Source organism: Longicatena sp. 210702-DFI.1.196 (genome assembly GCF_020563125.1).
Classification (GTDB): domain Bacteria; phylum Bacillota_I; class Bacilli_A; order Erysipelotrichales; family Erysipelotrichaceae; genus Longicatena; species Longicatena caecimuris.
The window spans coordinates 1-16864 of record NZ_JAJCPX010000020.1 but is presented as its reverse complement, the minus strand read 5'-3'; the positions used below and the strand labels follow the sequence as shown (position 1 = coordinate 16864).

The 16864-nt window shown below is 38.4% G+C and carries 16 protein-coding genes; 10 read left to right on the top strand and 6 right to left on the bottom strand.

Features of this window, described 5'->3' with window-relative positions; genetic code table 11:
* Positions 1 to 69: 69 nt before the first annotated feature.
* Together LI241_RS09440 and LI241_RS09435 are read right to left on the bottom strand one after the other, a co-directional pair.
* A complete protein-coding gene (locus LI241_RS09440; protein ID WP_008688570.1) occupies positions 70 to 408 on the bottom strand; it encodes a cupin domain-containing protein in 339 nt (112 codons plus the stop codon).
* Complete coding sequence (locus tag LI241_RS09435; RefSeq protein ID WP_008688560.1) at positions 409 to 981, bottom strand: TetR/AcrR family transcriptional regulator C-terminal domain-containing protein; 573 nt, start codon at positions 979 to 981, stop codon at positions 409 to 411.
* A 137-nt stretch (positions 982 to 1118) separates the two neighbouring features.
* Here LI241_RS09435 and LI241_RS09430 point away from each other — a divergent pair, with 137 nt between their 5' ends.
* From LI241_RS09430 to LI241_RS09415, 4 genes are all read left to right on the top strand, one after another.
* On the top strand, positions 1119 to 2279 hold the full coding sequence (locus LI241_RS09430; protein ID WP_008688559.1) for an MFS transporter: 1161 nt from the start codon (positions 1119 to 1121) through the stop codon (positions 2277 to 2279).
* A gap of 201 nt (positions 2280 to 2480) precedes the next feature.
* Positions 2481 to 4571, top strand: coding sequence for a sodium-translocating pyrophosphatase (locus LI241_RS09425; RefSeq protein ID WP_008688558.1), 2091 nt, complete (start codon positions 2481 to 2483; stop codon positions 4569 to 4571).
* Positions 4572 to 4704: 133 nt separating this feature from the next.
* On the top strand, positions 4705 to 5232 hold the full coding sequence (locus tag LI241_RS09420) for a hypothetical protein (RefSeq protein WP_008688557.1): 528 nt from the start codon (positions 4705 to 4707) through the stop codon (positions 5230 to 5232).
* An 83-nt stretch (positions 5233 to 5315) separates the two neighbouring features.
* Positions 5316 to 5882: a YqaA family protein gene (locus LI241_RS09415; RefSeq protein ID WP_008688556.1), complete on the top strand. Its 567-nt coding sequence runs from the start codon at positions 5316 to 5318 to the stop codon at positions 5880 to 5882.
* On the opposite strand, the gene LI241_RS09410 is transcribed toward LI241_RS09415, so the two are convergent.
* Positions 5837 to 6502: a gamma-glutamyl-gamma-aminobutyrate hydrolase family protein gene (locus tag LI241_RS09410; protein WP_008688555.1), complete on the bottom strand. Its 666-nt coding sequence runs from the start codon at positions 6500 to 6502 to the stop codon at positions 5837 to 5839. The genes LI241_RS09415 and LI241_RS09410 overlap by 46 nt on opposite strands.
* Positions 6503 to 6572: 70 nt before the next feature.
* Complete coding sequence (locus LI241_RS09405) at positions 6573 to 7523, bottom strand: TIGR01212 family radical SAM protein (RefSeq protein WP_008688554.1); 951 nt, start codon at positions 7521 to 7523, stop codon at positions 6573 to 6575.
* 230 nt (positions 7524 to 7753) lie between these two features.
* Between LI241_RS09405 and LI241_RS09400 the strand changes: the two genes are divergently transcribed.
* From LI241_RS09400 to LI241_RS09390, 3 genes are all read left to right on the top strand, one after another.
* Positions 7754 to 8437 (top strand): M48 family metallopeptidase, encoded by a 684-nt coding sequence (locus tag LI241_RS09400; RefSeq protein ID WP_008688553.1) that lies wholly within the window; start codon positions 7754 to 7756, stop codon positions 8435 to 8437.
* A gap of 14 nt (positions 8438 to 8451) precedes the next feature.
* On the top strand, positions 8452 to 9285 hold the full coding sequence (locus tag LI241_RS09395) for a DegV family protein (RefSeq protein ID WP_008688552.1): 834 nt from the start codon (positions 8452 to 8454) through the stop codon (positions 9283 to 9285).
* A 229-nt stretch (positions 9286 to 9514) separates the two neighbouring features.
* Positions 9515 to 10546: a M20/M25/M40 family metallo-hydrolase gene (locus LI241_RS09390; RefSeq protein ID WP_008688551.1), complete on the top strand. Its 1032-nt coding sequence runs from the start codon at positions 9515 to 9517 to the stop codon at positions 10544 to 10546.
* A gap of 143 nt (positions 10547 to 10689) precedes the next feature.
* Here the strand turns inward: LI241_RS09390 and aroF are convergent, their stop codons facing one another.
* Together aroF and LI241_RS09380 are read right to left on the bottom strand one after the other, a co-directional pair.
* Positions 10690 to 11706 carry a 3-deoxy-7-phosphoheptulonate synthase gene (aroF, locus tag LI241_RS09385; RefSeq protein WP_008688550.1) on the bottom strand — a complete coding sequence of 339 codons (1017 nt, stop codon included), beginning with the start codon at positions 11704 to 11706 and terminating at the stop codon, positions 10690 to 10692.
* Positions 11707 to 11724: 18 nt separating this feature from the next.
* Positions 11725 to 12990, bottom strand: a complete 1266-nt coding sequence (locus tag LI241_RS09380; RefSeq protein WP_008688549.1) for a shikimate kinase — start codon at positions 12988 to 12990, stop codon at positions 11725 to 11727.
* A gap of 699 nt (positions 12991 to 13689) precedes the next feature.
* Here LI241_RS09380 and aroD point away from each other — a divergent pair.
* The 3 genes from aroD (at position 13690) to gltA (ending at position 16830) form a co-directional block, all read left to right on the top strand.
* The gene (aroD, locus tag LI241_RS09375) at positions 13690 to 14460 is read left to right on the top strand and encodes a type I 3-dehydroquinate dehydratase (protein WP_008688548.1); all 771 of its coding nucleotides are present in this window, start codon (positions 13690 to 13692) and stop codon (positions 14458 to 14460) included.
* Between the two features lie 122 nt (positions 14461 to 14582).
* The gene (locus LI241_RS09370; protein ID WP_008688547.1) at positions 14583 to 15425 is read left to right on the top strand and encodes a sulfide/dihydroorotate dehydrogenase-like FAD/NAD-binding protein; all 843 of its coding nucleotides are present in this window, start codon (positions 14583 to 14585) and stop codon (positions 15423 to 15425) included.
* Position 15426: 1 nt separating this feature from the next.
* Positions 15427 to 16830, top strand: a complete 1404-nt coding sequence (gene gltA, locus LI241_RS09365; protein WP_226897012.1) for an NADPH-dependent glutamate synthase — start codon at positions 15427 to 15429, stop codon at positions 16828 to 16830.
* Positions 16831 to 16864 lie beyond the last annotated feature (34 nt).

Below are 16864 nucleotides of genomic sequence, written 5' to 3'. Positions count from 1 at the left end.
AGAACAACAAAAGAGCAGGGAATCTGCTCTTTTCCTTTGAAAATCGTTTTTCATTGCATAACGTTGTTTTTATCTTACAGAAGAAATAATGAGTGCCATAAACACCAAAGGCGTCGTACCAATGTTTTCAATGCCATGCGATGCTCCATCTGGAGTATGCGTTACATCAAATGGTTCTAAAATACGTATAGTGCCATTGTCATGATAACGAGCTTTTCCTTCAAGAATATAATAAGTTTCACTATCTCCGTGATGAGCATGATATCCCAACGAAGATCCAACATCAATTGTTACGCGAGCATACATTTTCACATGTGGGCCCATTTCTTCTGGTGATAAAAGACGTTCTATGTGCATGGTTCCTTTTCCACCTGCACGGTTTTCATAATGTTCAATAGGTTGTTTCATTTAGGTAGTTCCTTTCATTTTACGATAGGATTCGCGATATTTCTCATAAGCCAGTTTTTCAGAATCCTGGGCTAAACTTTTCAAGGCACTGGCAACCTGTTCGGGACTCTCTTTCATATCCGATTTGATCCAATTAATCACAACACCACTGATACCAAAACTGAAAAATTCAGCATAAAATTTTTTATCCGAAGCATCAAGCTGATGATGTAAATCTAAAGCATCAATAGCTTTATAAAAAAGGGTGCTTGTTAGTGTGAAGATAAAATTTTGGAAGTAGCTTTCATCATGACGAATCGTATTGCTGTAAAACCATTTGTTATTACGAATATGTTGTAGTAATACAGCCATGTAGCGATGCCAGTTTTCTAAAGAGATGTCTTCATCAAACACTTGACTGGCCTCTTGTTCATAAATCCAGCTCAGCAACTCGTATTTATCACGGAAATGATAATAAAACGTTTGACGATTAAAACCACTGACATGTGTTATATCCGCAATCGTAATTTTTGCAAAATTCTTGCGTGAGGTCAATTCCATAAGAGCAGTTGCTAATATGCTTTTTGTATCCATACTTTCCTGCTGCATAGTATCACCCGTTTCTTGTATCTTATTATACACTACTTTTTTTATGATAGCAAAGTTGTTTTCATTTGCTGTGGGTATGACATAAGGCTTTCTGAATCATACTAATGATAGGATGTGATGGTATGAAACAAAAGAAACGATGGATTCTTTACAGCTTGAATTTTTTCGTGTTTGCGGCAATTTCTATGGTGAATACACAAATAATTCCTTATTTGGGAAAGGTAGGATATGATGTAGTTGAGCGTGGTTATATCTTAGCAGGAAGTGCTATTATTGCTATCATCGGACAATTTCTGTTTGGTTATTTATGCGATCGATTTAAGAGATTAAAGCCTTTTTTCTTATTGGCATATGGTTTTATGATAGCAGGTAGTATCATGATGTTTATCATACATAAACAATTGTTTTATTATCATCTTTTTGCTGTTTCGCTTAGTGGAGGAATGGTAAAGGTCATTATGGGACTGAATGAAACATGGATGCTAGAGGTTGATGAGGAAAATTATGGCAGATTGCGAGCTGCCGGTGCTTTAGGATTGACCATTGGTTCACCGATCGCAGGCAGTGTCATTCATGCTTTCGGATATAATTTTTTACTATTTATGCTAATAGGAGTCAGCATATTTCTGCTCTTCTTTTTTTGGAAAAGCGTGGATGCACAAAAAAAGAAGAGCGAACATGTACGTTTAGAAAGTTTAAAAGAATTGCTTACGAATCGCTTATACTTATTACTCGTGTTGATTTATTTAATGATTTACATGATTGGTACGGCAGATCAATATGTCGTCATTGATAAGATGTTAGCGATTGGTGCTGATACGAGTGCTGTAGGGATTAAGTGGGCAGTACAGTCATTTATGGAAGTACCACTCTTCTTATTTGCTTCCGCTATTTTAAAACGTGTAAAACCAGGCATGCTTTTATTGTTTGGTACGGTGATGTATGGCCTAAAGTTTTTCTTATACGGAGTGTTTAGTGTTGCATGGGCAATCATCGCAGCAGCATCTTTACAGTTAGTGACGTTACCGATTATCATGCTAAGCAGCAAGATATTGATCAAAGAAATTACACCACGCAAATTGTTTAGCAGTGCACAAATGTTTGCCATGGCAATCTTTGTTGGTGTCAGTGGTTTACTGACTCCGATTATCACAAGTTATTTATGCAAGAGAATAGGGTATGATATGACGTTGTATATGATAGCTGCCTTTACCCTTTTGCCAGTTGTACTAATTCTTTGGTATTTACATTTACGTAAACAAGTGATAGCAAAACAATCCTGACATCCTATGCGGATGTTTTTTTATAAATGTATTTAACTAAATAGCCCTATTTTTCAAAATATCAAGCGATAAATAATTACACATCACGTTGCTTGGTTTCTTTGTACTTTTTTTGATAGAATACCAAAAGAACACATTGCGATATCCATCAATCAGGTGTATAATGAAAACATGTAATCGCTTACAAGAAGGCGAATTGGAATGATTAACGACGACAACGTCTTTGCGTTTCTTGGCATTGCTATAGGGGTATCTATTGCGGCGCTGTTCTATGCGCGCTATCTTTACGGCAGTGTCAAGAAAGAGAAGATCCACATGCATCTGCTGGAAAACCTTTCCAGTTTTATTCACGAGGGGGCAATGGCTTTTTTATCGCGTGAATACAAGATCATTATTCTATTCATTATCGTAGTAGCTGTCTTATTGGCTTCTTTAGGTTTAATTCCATCTTTGCAACATGCAGATGGTGTAGGACCGGGAGCTGCTTTCTGTTTTCTTATTGGAACCCTTTGTTCTGGTGTAGCAGGTTTTTGTGGTATGTTGACGGCAACAAAAGCAAATGCCCGTGTAACACAGGCAGCACATGACAACGGTATGCCAAAGGCTTTACGTATTGCATTCAGTGGTGGTTCTGTTTTGGGGTTGTGTGTAGTTGGATTTGGTTTATTAGGTTTAAGTGTTTTATTTTGCGGTTTTTATTTCTTTACAAAAGATATGTATCTGGCAGCACACGTCATCAGTGGATACAGTTTAGGGTGTAGTTTTATCGCATTATTTGCCAGAGTCGGTGGTGGTATTTATACAAAAGCTGCCGATGTTGGTGCAGACTTAGTAGGTAAGGTAGAAAGTGGTATTCCAGAAGATGATCCACGTAATCCGGCGGTCATCGCCGATAATGTTGGAGATAATGTTGGGGATATCGCGGGTATGGGAAGTGATTTGTGTGAGTCCTATGTTGGGGCAATCGTTTCCGCAATATCCCTGGGTATCAGTTATATGGCAGTGCAGGGTGAACACATGGGAATAAGTTCCTTAATGTTTCCTATACTGATTGCGGCTTTGGGTATTTTATCTAGTATCTTTGCACAAGTCTTTGTCCGAGCCAAAGAGTGGGATAACCCTGCAAAAGCTTTAAATATTGCAACTTATGTTTCTACTTTGGTAGTATTAGTAGGCTCTTTACTATTAAGCTATTTTGTATTTAATGATGTCTATCCTTTCTATTCCATTCTAAGTGGATTAGTTGTTGGTGTCTTTATTGGACGTATTGCCGAGTATTACACAAGTGATTCGTATCGTCATGTAAAAGAAATAGCTGAACAATCATTAACCGGTCATGCGACCAATATTATTTCCGGTTTTAGTATCGGTATGCAATCAACAGCTTTAACAATTCTCTTGTTGGCTGCTGGTATTGCTGCCAGCTATCTGTTTTTTGGAATGTATGGTATAGCCTTAGGTGCAGTCGGTATGCTTTCAACTGCCGGTATTACTGTATCTGTGGATGCTTATGGACCAATAGCTGATAATGCCGGAGGTATTGCTGAAATGAGTAATATGGAAGAGCATGTGCGAGAAATCACAGATCATTTAGATTCAGTAGGGAATACCACAGCAGCTGTCGGTAAGGGATTCTGTATTGGCTCTGCGGCCTTTACCGCGTTAGCAATGATAGTCGCTTATTCCCAGCTTGCTCATCTAGATGTCATATCACTATTAGAACCAGGTGTGATCATCGCCTTACTGATTGGTGCAATGCTCCCATTTTTCTTTACTTCTTTAACAATAAAGTCGGTAGGAAAAGCGGCGAATCAGATGATTGAAGAAGTTCGCCGACAATTTAAGGCAGATCCCGGTATTATGAAAGGTACAAGTAAGCCGGATTATGCACAATGTGTTGATATTTCTACACAAGCAGCTTTAAAAGAAATGATTCTGCCTGGGTTGATTGCGGTGATTTCACCCATCGCGACTGGTATCCTTCTAGGAACAAAAGGTCTTGGAGGACTGCTGATTGGCGCATTGATGTCAGCAATCATGTTGGCGGTGTTTATGGCGAATTCCGGTGGTGCATGGGATAATGCTAAGAAATATATTGAGTCCGGTGCTTGCGGTGGTAAGGGAAGTGAGGCTCATAAAGCGGCCATCACAGGAGATACGGTCGGTGATCCCTTTAAAGATACGGCAGGACCGGCAATGGATATCTTAATCAAATTAATGTCAGTGATTTCATTGATCTTAGCTCCTGTATTATTAGAAATGACACCACTGTTGGATTTCCTTTTCCATTAGCTTGAAAAATAACAAAAAATTTCTTATAATGTCTATGTAAGAGTAGACTGTGTGACCCTACGATAGTGGGTTGAAATAGAAAAAGCTCTTGACTTTTGGGTTCAAGAGCTTTTTCATGAAGGAGGATTTCCTTATGGAACTTGTCTTATGCAAAGAGAATGGGCAAACGATCATTCAAGAAAATGGGCATGCGATTTATACGATTGAAGAAGAAAAAGAGCAGGGTCTTTTGTGTGTCTATCTAAAGAACATGTATGGCGAAGAAGTATTAGGAATGTATCAGATACAAAAATGGTATACGCGTTTTATCCGTAAACATACGGAAGATTTTACAATTTATGCAAAAGATGATAAACAAGGTGAAATGCATGGCTTTAAAGAAGGCTATGAAGTGGCATGGAAGGATGTTTTTTATCGCTTTTATGGTGGTTATCATGCCACCAAAAAAACAATCTTATGTATTGATAAAGAAATGCAGCTTGCCGAATTTACGATGGATGCAAAACCTACTGTCCGTTTACGTAATACATCGCTGAATGCCATTTTTGCTTTGTTGTTGTATATGTTTGATGCACATTTGGCCTTTGATAAATTCGAAGAAGAGGCATATTTGTATCGATATAAAGGACGTTATCAAGATGCTTATGAATTTGAAAAATAATCAGATGATGATCCCAATCTAAGTGCTTTTACTATAACATAATTCATCTTGACTGCAAGTATACTGAAAACGGGAGGGATTTCATGAACTTGCAGGCTTTTTTTACCCTTTGGCAGGATGTAGGACTTATTCTATATGCCATTTTAAAAGCTTTTTTACCTCTTCCATCATTAGAAGTCGTGCTGACTCCATTATGCTTAAAGCATCCGGAAAAATGGCTGTTATATTCCTTTGAAGGTGCAATTGGTACTTGCATTGGCGGTGCTATCGGATATGGCATTGCATACAGCGTCGGTCGTAAAGCACTTGCTCATATTGCCAGTGATGAAGATATCGAAAAGGGAGAAACTTTGATGCGCAAACATGGATTGCTTGCTGTGTTCATCGGAGGTATTACGCCAATCCCTGATTTCTTACTGGCTTATTTGGCTGGCTTTACCAAAATGCCTTTTCTTTCCTTTACGCTGTGTGATGGCATGGCTCGACTTTTACGCAGTATCATCGTAACTTATGGATTAAAGAGTTTGGGAACCATCATTCATGTGGATGCTTTTGGAACTTGGTTTTCTTTATTAATTCTAGTATGGATGTTGTATCGCTGGTATCAAAGCCGGCGCAAGCTACGCTCACAAACAACATCTAAGAAATAAGGAAATAGTTGATCGTTTTCCATTTTTTCCGGATGCCATTGTACACCAAGAACGGGAAGTTGTTTATGGAGAAAGGCTTCCACATATTGTTCTTTACTATAAGCTAATATATCCAATTGTTCACCACATTGTTTTACTGCTTGATGATGATAGCTATTGAAACTGGTACCATCGCTATAAAGTTGATGCAGTATGGAGTTTTTGGGGAAATATAACGGATGAGCATGTAGTGTGGCATGGGTATTTATATCAATGTTTTGGAAAAGCTTGCTGCCATAATATACAGCAAGTAATTGCATTCCTCGACATATTCCTAAAATCGGTTTTTGTTTTTGTAAAAAGGCTTGTATACAAGCAAAATCAAAATGATCCTGTGCATGGTCATAAAAGTTGCAAGAGGCATCTGGTATTTCTTGAAGATAATAGCTGCGTAAATCATAACCGCCGCACACGATGAGCGCATCACAACTTGTGGCAGCTACAGCTAATGAAGCATAGGAAACAATGGGGAATAGGGCACAACCATATTGCGAACAAGCATCCACATAGGTTGCATTGATGAACCATTTTGATTGGCTATCAAAAGATTCCATACGGCATGTAATGGCAATGGTTTTCATAACAAGCCTCCTGTTTTACTCTATGCGTTTTTCCTATGCTTGTGCCTATCAAAAAAAGAAAAGCTGATTTTCAGCTTTTGGAGTAAAGTCGTCCTTGCCAAGTATTACGGCGTTTCATCTCTTTATCGATGGTGTTTAAAACATTTACTTTGTGCAAGGTCCAAGTAGGCGCAATAAGTAGTTCTTTCACACCATCACCAGTCAATCGTTGGATGATCATTTCCGGAGGCAAAACTTCTAACTGGCGTATCACGATATCTACATAATCTTCTAATGATAATAACGGAAATGGTTGGTTTTCATATTCTGTTGCCATCTGCGTATCCTGCATGATATGCAGCATGTGAAGTTTGAGTGCGTGAATAGGCAATGTAGCTAATGCTTTGGCACTTTCCAGCATCATATCTGTGGTTTCATAGGGTAATGAATTAATTAAGTGCACCGCCACTTTGATATCAGTTTTTGCCAGGCGCTGCAAACAATCTAAAAACTGTGCATATGTGTGACCGCGATTGCAATGTTGAGCTGTTTGATCATAGATGCTTTGTAATCCCAATTCGATCCAAATATCTTTCTCTTTACATAAGGAATGCAGATAAGCAAGCTTATCATCTTCTAAGCAATCTGCGCGTGTGGCAATGCTTAAGGCAAGTACATCTTTTCGTTCCATAAATGGTTGAAAACAGTGTTTGAGCTCATGCAAAGGGGCATATGTATTCGTGTATGCTTGAAAATAGGCAATACTACCACCATTTGGCCATTTTCTAAGCATCATCTGCTGACGATCCATAAATTGCTTCATTAAATCATCCTGTAGATTTCCAGCATATTCACCACTGCCTAAGCTGCCACAAAAGGTGCAACCGCCCTGACCACAGGTTCCATCACGATTCGGACAGGAAAAATTGGCATTTAAAGGAACTTTAAATACTTTTTGATGATAACGATGCTTTAAATAATAATTCCATGTATGATAACGTTTATTATCATCACTATACGGGAAGGGGTTATTGTATGCCATAAAATCACCGCATTCATTTTAGCATATTCGTATAAAAAGTAAATCTTTTCTCCATCAAAAGTAAAAGCATGCTATAATACTCTTACTAATAAAAACGTAAAATATGAAATAGGAAAATAAAATATTACAAATGAAAAAAATTCCAGAAATGTAAAAGGAAAAAGTATTTATTTTTCACATTAAGTATGAGATAATAAAATGCACACGCAAGGATTGAGGTAGTAAGAATTATGGATGGAAACAAGAAAGTAATACAGTGTAAAAAATATCCGATTACCTATACATTGGTAATTAAACAAGTGAAAAATATCAATATGCGTATTAGTACGAAGGGTGAGGTCATCGTTAGCGCAAATCCATTCGTATCACTGGATAAAATTGATGATTTCGTCAGTAGTAAAGCCAGTTGGATTGCCAAACACCAGAAATCGATGGAAGAACGAAGCCATTGTACTGTGTTTGATGAGAATCAGCTGATGTTGTTTGGTAATTCTTTGAAAATAAAATATATGACGGGGAAGTATAATCATGTAAGCTATGATGATAAATATCTGTATGTGCAATATCGCACAAACAGTGATCCGCAAAAGGTCATTCATCAGTTTATTGATAAATTGTGTAAGGATGTCTTTAGTGATGTAGCAATGCTCACGTGTCGTTCGCTCAGTGACTATCATATCGCATACCCTCAAATCAAAGTGCGGGATATGAAAAGTCGTTGGGGAAGCTGTACACCGGCCAAACAGTCCATTACTTTGAATCGAAAGCTGATCCATTACCCATTAGAATTTATTGAGTATGTAATTCTTCATGAATTTGTACATTTTATTCAGCCAAATCATTCAAAAGCATTTTATCACATTATCGAAAATTATATGCCGGATTATAAAAAACGGATGGAGCTTGTCAGCTAGAAAAGGGAGTTCACATGGTAAAAATTATAACAGATACTTCTGCTTTATTTACGGTAGAAAATGGCATCCATATGGGAGTAGATGTCTTGCCTTTATGTGTCAGCATTGATGACCATCAGTATCGTGATTTATGTTTTGATACAAAATTGTTTCTTGATAAAATAAAGGAAGGGCATGTTCCCAGCAGTTCACAACCACCGATTGGTGAAGTGTTGGCTGCATATGAAGATGCGAAAGAAGAAGAAATTTTAAATATCACAATGGCTGATGGCTTGTCAGGCACCTACCAAACCGCTTGTATGGCGAAGCAGCAGGCATGCAATGCTTCCTCAATTACGGTGTTAAATTCACAAACATTATGTGGACCTCATCGTTATTTAGTGGAGAAGGCAGTGCGTCTTCGTGATTTAGGAAAGAATGTAAAAGAAATCGTGCAGGAACTGGAACACAGTATTGCCAGTGAACACTCCTTTTTGATTCCACAAAATTTTGATTTCTTACGTCGCGGTGGACGTTTAAAACCTGCGGCTGCAACGATTGGCGGTCTTTTGAAACTTAAACCAATCATGGAGAAAGTAGAAGGCGGTACACGGCTAGATAAGTTTGATATTGCTAGAACTTTAAGTAAGGCAGTGCAGCATATTGTAGACTTCATGAAAGAAGATGGCGTAAATGAATATTATAAAATCTTTGTCTCTCATGCAGATGCCTTAGAAGATGCAAGAAAGATCAAAGAAAAACTAGTATCTATCTTCAGCGAATGTGAAATAGAATTATTGGATTTGTCACCGGCTTTCATTACACAGGGAGGGCCACAGTGCATTGCCATTCAATATATTGCAAAATAGAAGATATGTAGGAGTATCTTCTTTTTTGCATATAAAAAAACAGCTGTTTCTAACCAAACGCTGAACAGCATTTTTATGCATATCGTTTATGCTTATGTTTGCTTTTAGAATGCCAGGTCCTTCGTATATTTCTAGCAATTACGTTACACTCTATAGTATAGAATACTGATGTTATCAATAATGAGACATGATATCTTGTGATGTTTGATAATTGGAAAGGATGGATGAAATGATGAATAAAACATTTATGAAAGAATTACTTACATGTATCTCTGTAAGTGGGAGAGAAAAAGCGATACAACAAATTATTTATGAATATATGAAGGATGTATGTGAAGATAGTCAGATGGATGCCAGTAAGACCCTAATTAGTGTTTTGAACGCAAAAGCAAAACAAAAAGTATTGTTATGTGCACACGTAGATGAAATCGGTTTTTATGTGAATCGTATCTACCCTGATGGAACATTAGGGGTCATAAAGGCCGGAGGGGCACATCCTATCTTATACTTGGGTACACATGTACAAATTGTTGGTAAAGAGCTGATTCATGGAGTTGTAATATGTAATAAAATGTTAGAAACAAAGGGAACAATCGTCAGTGATGATTTGCGAATAGATATCGGATGTGATACGAAGGAAGAAAGTGAAAAAGTAGTGTCGCTTGGCGATGTTGTCTGTGCTGCAGTGGATATGCAAGAACTGCAAAAGAATCGCTTTGCCGCAAGAGCAATTGATGATCGAGGTGGAGCTTTTATCATTTTAGAGGCAGTGCGAAAAGCAAAGGAAATGGGAGCTTCTGTTGGTATGTATGCAGCAACTACTACAGGTGAGGAAACAACACGGCGTGGAGCGTTCCATGCGGTTAAAGCAGTGAAACCCGATTGCGCTATCATCGTTGATGTAACCTTTGCCAGTGATTATCAAGGTGTTCAGAATAATGAAGGCGGCGATATTTTTTTAGGGAAAGGTGCTGTTTTATGCCATAGCAGTATTGTGAATGAAGCAATGAATAAACGTATGGAGACTTTGGCTAAACAGCATGGTATTGCATATCAATGGGAGGTTACGCCAGGTTTTACATCAACGGATGGAGATACGATTCATATGAGCAATGAAGGCGTACCTATCTGTTTGGTATCATTGCCTTTACGCTATATGCATTCTTCTATTGAAACGGCGGATTGGAAAGATGTAGAAAGTTGTATTGATTTAATTGCTGCCTTTCTTTGCTCATTAGATTCAGCTTTTTCTTATCTTTAACTACATAGAACAAATAGGAATGTTAAAAGCATCATACTAGTACGAAAGTTATGGTAAACGAAAAAGAAGCCAACTCATTTGCAATCTTATGCAATATATGAGCTGACTTTTTTTGATTTGCTTACGATCGTAAAATGTATGAGTTACATATCACGACCAATGACAGTGGCAATGGCTTTGCCTTTATCAATCACTTCTTTAAAACGTTCTGGCTTTAAGGATTGCGCTCCATCGCTCCATGCATTTTCCGGATCATTATGAACTTCGATGATCAATCCATCTGCTCCAGCGGCAATGGCTGCTAAAGAAGCAGATTCTACTAATTTCCAATCACCGGTTGCATGACTTGGGTCAATAATAATCGGCAGATGCGTTTTTTCTTTAAGAATTGGAATTACCGATAAATCTAAGGTGTTTCTTGTATACGTTTCAAAGGTGCGAATCCCGCGTTCACAGAAGATGACATTTTCATTTCCTTCTGACATGATATACTCTGCTGCCATGATCCATTCTTCAATGGTATTTGCTAATCCACGTTTTAATAGTACTGGTTTCTTCACACGTCCCACAGCTTTCAATAAATCGAAATTCTGCATGTTGCGAGCACCAATTTGAATCAAATCAACATTTTCGACAAATTCATCTAGCTTATCCACACTCATTAACTCACTGACGATAGGTAAGCCATATGTTTCTCTTGCGTGCATCATACATTGAATGCCTTTTGTCCCCATGCCTTGAAAAGCGTATGGAGAGGTACGCGGCTTATAAGCACCTCCACGCAGCATACAGCCACCGGCTTCTTTCACACTTTTGGCAATATCCATAATTTGTTTATCACCCTCTACTGAGCAAGGTCCACCAATCACAACGATTTTTTCCTTACCGCCAACCTTGATACCAGCTACATCGACTATAGTATCTGCTGGATGAAATAAGCGATTAGCTTTTTTGTATGGAGCGGCAATACGAGTAACATTTTCTACAAAAGGGTGAGCTTTTACTAATTTTTCATCAACTCGTGAGGTATCTCCAACTAGACCAAAGACATTATAATTATCACCATGAATCATCGTGACAGATAAGCCTTTTTGTTCAAAGTTGTGAATCAGTTTGTTGACCTCGTCTTTAGGCGCATTTTTCTTTAATGTAATAATCATAAATTTTTCCTCTTTCTATTAATCTTTTACAGCATTGATTAGAATGCTGTGATAAGCTGTTTCAATTTCGCTAACTGTTTCTTCTATATCGGTGTTATTCACCGCAATATAAGCTGCATACTTTCGATAGAGCGCTATACGCTCTGTATACATTTTATGCAAAGCTTCTTTACTGCTTGACAATGGACGATTGGGGTCAGCACTAATTAACTTATCGACATCGCGATCAATGAAAATAGTGATGCCATTTTGTCTTAAGTAATCCATATTCACTTTATGCTTAACAGTGCCACCGCCTGTCGCGATAATCTTATTGTTTGTTTTCGCAAGCTCAATAGCAACTTCTGTTTCTATAGCGCGAAATCCAGCTTCTCCACTTTCTGTGAAAATTTCAGGAATGCTTTTACCAGCTTTTTCAATAATCTTATCATCTAAATCAATGAACTCTTTCTGCATCCGTTTTGCTAGCATTTTACCGATTGTCGTTTTTCCTGAACTTGGCATGCCAATCAAAACGATGTTGCAGCGTTTCATTAACATATCTTGATAGATTTCATCTATGATGGCATCATCGATGGTTTTGTTCAGAAAATACTCAACGCTTTGTTTTGCTTGTGCAATGAGCATTTCTAAGCCGTTGACATGTTTGATACCTTCATTTTGGGCTTCTAAACAGAAACGTGTTAGAATTGGATTATAAATCACATCCATAACTGCTTCACATTTGTGAAACAATGTAATGTCAATAGGAGTATTGCCAATATGAGGATACATGCCGACAGGGGAGGTGTTAATGATAATTTCAGCATCTAGATGATGCAAAAAGCATTCATCATATGTGATGGCACCATTTCCTGCAACCACATCTACAATGATCATTTGTTTTGCTTGTTCATGCTGCACAACAGCCTGTATTGCTGCGGATGCTCCACCGTTGCCTATGATCAGTACCTTCTTGCCTTTCATTTGCACACCATGCTTTTTTACCATGTAATGAAAACCGGTGAAATCTGTATTATAGCCAATCAATTTGCCTTCTTTATTCACAATGGTATTTACAGCACCAATAGCTTTTGCATGCTCATCAATTTCATCTAAATAGGGGATAACTTCTTTTTTATAAGGGATCGTGACATTGATTGCGGTAAAATCACGTTTTTCCATAAATGCGTGAAATGCTTCTTTGGAAAGGGGAATCAGATCATACGTATAATCAGCAATGCGCTCATGAATTTCTTTTGAGAAGCTATGCCCGAGTTTTTCTCCGATAAGTCCATATCTCATAATTTTCTACCTCTTCTTTCTCATGATTATGAATAGAAGTACATCATGCCGTGCAACAAAAAAAGCATCAACGTCTGATAACTGTTCGATGCTTTATTAAAGCCCTGAAAAGGAACCATTCAATTTATCATGGTTTTTTCAGGGCTATCTAAAGTAAAAGTAAAATGTTTCGTAGGTTGTTGTATGCATGAGTATCACTCCTATTGCTTATAGAATACAATGTTTCTGCAAAAAAAGCAATAATTATTTTCATGAATTTGCATGATGTATGAAAAATAATGAAAAAAGATTAATGGCTGTGTGCATGCGATTGGCCTGTTGTTGTGAGATGCGCAATGTTATATAAAAGGAGTGATCCTATCGTTGGTACGCCAATAAGAAACGATGTAGTCTTAGGATCATAGATACAATTACCGACATTGTTAGGATTATATCATTTTTCTTTAACTACACGATCATATCGCTTGCAGGCATGAAGGAGATGGTATCTATCTTCATGATGAATGTTCAATAACGGTTATTGGGTAAATTGCCATAATGTGTGTAGGTGTTGTTTCATTGTTAAATAACCTAAAGAATAGCAAAATAAAGAAATTCTTGGTATAATAAAAAGCATTCAAAGCATAAAGGACTAAAAAGTATTCCATTCATGAGATGATAATCTAGAGGCATTTAAAGCATATGCAATAGGAGGAAAAAATGAAAACGGTAAAGGTCAGAAAGACAGTAATCGGAGAAGGACGGCCAAAGATTTGTGTTCCGATTCTTGGTAAAAATAAAGAAGAACTGTTATCAGAAGTAGATGAATTGAAACAATTAGATGTTGATGTAGTAGAATGGCGTATGGATTGGTTTGATGATATTATGGATCATTCAAAGGCATGTGCTATGCTGCATACATTGCGTGAAGCATTAGGCGATATGGTGATATTAGCGACCTTTCGTACAAAACAGGAAGGTGGCGAAAAAGCGATACAGAAAAAAGATTATGTAGCATTGTATCATGATATTATCATGAGTAAGGATGCGGATCTGATTGATGTAGAATTGTTTATTGGGGAAGAAGAAGTTAAAACCATTGTTAAAGATGCTCATAACCATCAAGTGGCAATCGTGATGAGTAATCATGATTTCGTGAAAACACCAAGCTGTGACGAGATTGTTGCACGTCTAAAAACAATGCAGGAACGCGATGCGGATATTTCGAAAATGGCCGTTATGCCACAGAGTAAAGCGGATGTTATAACACTGTTATCTGCAACAAATATCATGTATGAACAATTTGCGGATCGTCCAATTATCACCATGTCGATGGCGAAGGATGGTATCGTCTCACGCATATGTGGAGAGGTCTTTGGTTCTGCAATGACCTTTGGCGCCGCAACAAAAGCCAGTGCACCAGGACAAGTTGCCGCAAAGGATTTAAAGAATATGGTTGAAATGCTGCATAAGAGTTTAAAGGAAGAGTGAAGCCACTTTTCCTTTCTTTTTCTATGATTTTACTGTTGCACATTAAAACGAAAAAGGGTAAAATAAAAGGTGTGTTGGAACTTTTTTCAGAAATAATGAAAAAGTTTCAGGAAGGAGAAGCTATGTATAAGATCGTAGAGAAAGAGAACCTGAACCCAACCGTAACCAAAATGGTGGTTGCAGCTCCAGCTGTTGCTAAAAAAGCGTTGGCTGGTCAATTTATCATTTTGCGTGTGCATGAAAATGGGGAACGTATTCCTTTGACTATTGCGGATTATGACCGTGTAAAGGGAACAATTACAATTATTTTTCAGATTGTTGGAAAAACAACTATGCTGTTGAATGAATTGAATGAAGGAGATAGCATTTTAGATTTTGTTGGTCCATTAGGAAAACCATCTCATGTGGATGGCTTAAAAAAAGTTTGTGTCATTGGTGGAGGCGTTGGCTGTGCAATCGCGTATCCAACCGCGAAGGCCTTGCATGAGAACGGAGCTGATGTGACGGTAATTACCGGATTTAGAAATAAAGATCTTGTCATTCTGGAGGATGAATTCAAACAGGTGAGCAGTCATGCTTATTTGGTAAGTGATGATGGCAGTACCGGTACAAAAGGTCTGGTTACCAATGTATTGCAAGATTTGATCAATCAGGGAGAAACCTTTGATGAAGTCATTGCAATTGGACCACTGATTATGATGAAATTTGTTTGCGAATTAACAAAGAAATATAACATCAAAACGATTGTCAGCATGAATCCGATCATGATCGATGGTACAGGCATGTGTGGTGGTTGCCGTCTGAGTGTAGGTGGTAAAACCAAATTTGCTTGTGTAGATGGTCCGGATTTTGATGGTCATGAAGTTGATTTCGATGAGGCGATGTCACGTGGTGCTACCTATCGTGAATTTGAGGCTAGAGAACGTGAAGAAGCCTGCAATCTATTGAAGAAGGGGGTTGCATAATATGGCAAATATGGCAATGACAAAAGTACCTATGCCTACACAGGATGGGAATGTCAGAAGAAATAATTTTGATGAAGTAGCCCTTGGTTATACGAAAGAAATGGCGATGGAGGAAGCACAACGCTGCCTGCATTGTCCTACGAAACCATGTATTAGCGGATGTCCGGTAGCTGTCAATATTCCTGATTTCATTGAAGAAGTAAAAAATGGAGAATTTGAAAAAGCGTATCAGATCATCCGCCAGACAAGTTCTTTACCTGCTGTCTGCGGACGTGTTTGTCCACAGGAAACACAGTGTGAAAGCAAGTGTGTTCGTGGTGTAAAGGGTGAAGCAGTAGCAATTGGACGTTTAGAGCGTTTTGTAGCTGATTGGCATCGCGAACATGTAAAGGATGAGGCGGTAAAACCTGCCAGCAATGGACATAAGGTTGCTGTTGTTGGTGCTGGCCCTGCAGGCTTGACTTGTGCCGGAGATTTGGCAAAATTGGGTTATCAAGTATCCGTTTTTGAGGCATTGCATGTAGCCGGCGGTGTGTTAATGTATGGTATTCCTGAATTCCGTCTGCCAAAAGCAATCGTACAAAATGAAATTGATGGTTTAAAGCAGATGGGCGTAGATATTGAAACAAACATGGTCATTGGGCGCAGTGAATCGGTGGATGATTTGTTTGAAGCCGGTTATGAGTCGGTATTTATTGGCAGCGGTGCTGGTTTGCCTAACTTTATGAATATGCCAGGTGAAAATCTGAAAGGTGTATATTCAGCAAATGAGTTCTTAACTCGCTGCAATCTAATGAAAGCTTATAAAGAAGGTGTTGATACACCAATTCAGCATCCAAAACGTGCAGTCATCGTCGGCGGCGGTAATGTGGCAATGGATGCAGCACGTTGCGCAAAACGTCTGGGAGTTGAAGAAGTTACCATCGTATATCGTCGTAGCATGGAGGAGTTGCCGGCTCGTAGGGAAGAAGTTGAGCATGCACAAGAAGAAGGAATTATCTTTAGATTGTTAACTAATCCTGTACGTGTACTTGGTGATGAAAACGGCTGGGTCAAAGGTATGGAATGTGTATCTATGGAATTAGGTGAACCAGATGAAAGCGGTCGTAGACGCCCTGTAGAAATAAAGGATAGTAATTTTGTTTTGGATGTGGATTGTATGATCATGGCTATCGGAACTTCACCAAATCCTTTAATTCGTTCCACTACGGAAGGATTGGAAACAAATCGCAAAGGCTGTTTAATTGCCGATGATAATGGTGCTACTACAAGAGAAGGTGTCTTTGCGGGAGGAGATGCTGTTACAGGTGCTGCTACGGTTATTTTGGCCATGGGTGCTGGGAAAACAGCTGCAAAAGCGATGGATGCCTATATTCAAAATAAGAAATCGAGTAGGGTGAAATAAATCACCCTCTCACACCACCGTACGTACGGTTCCG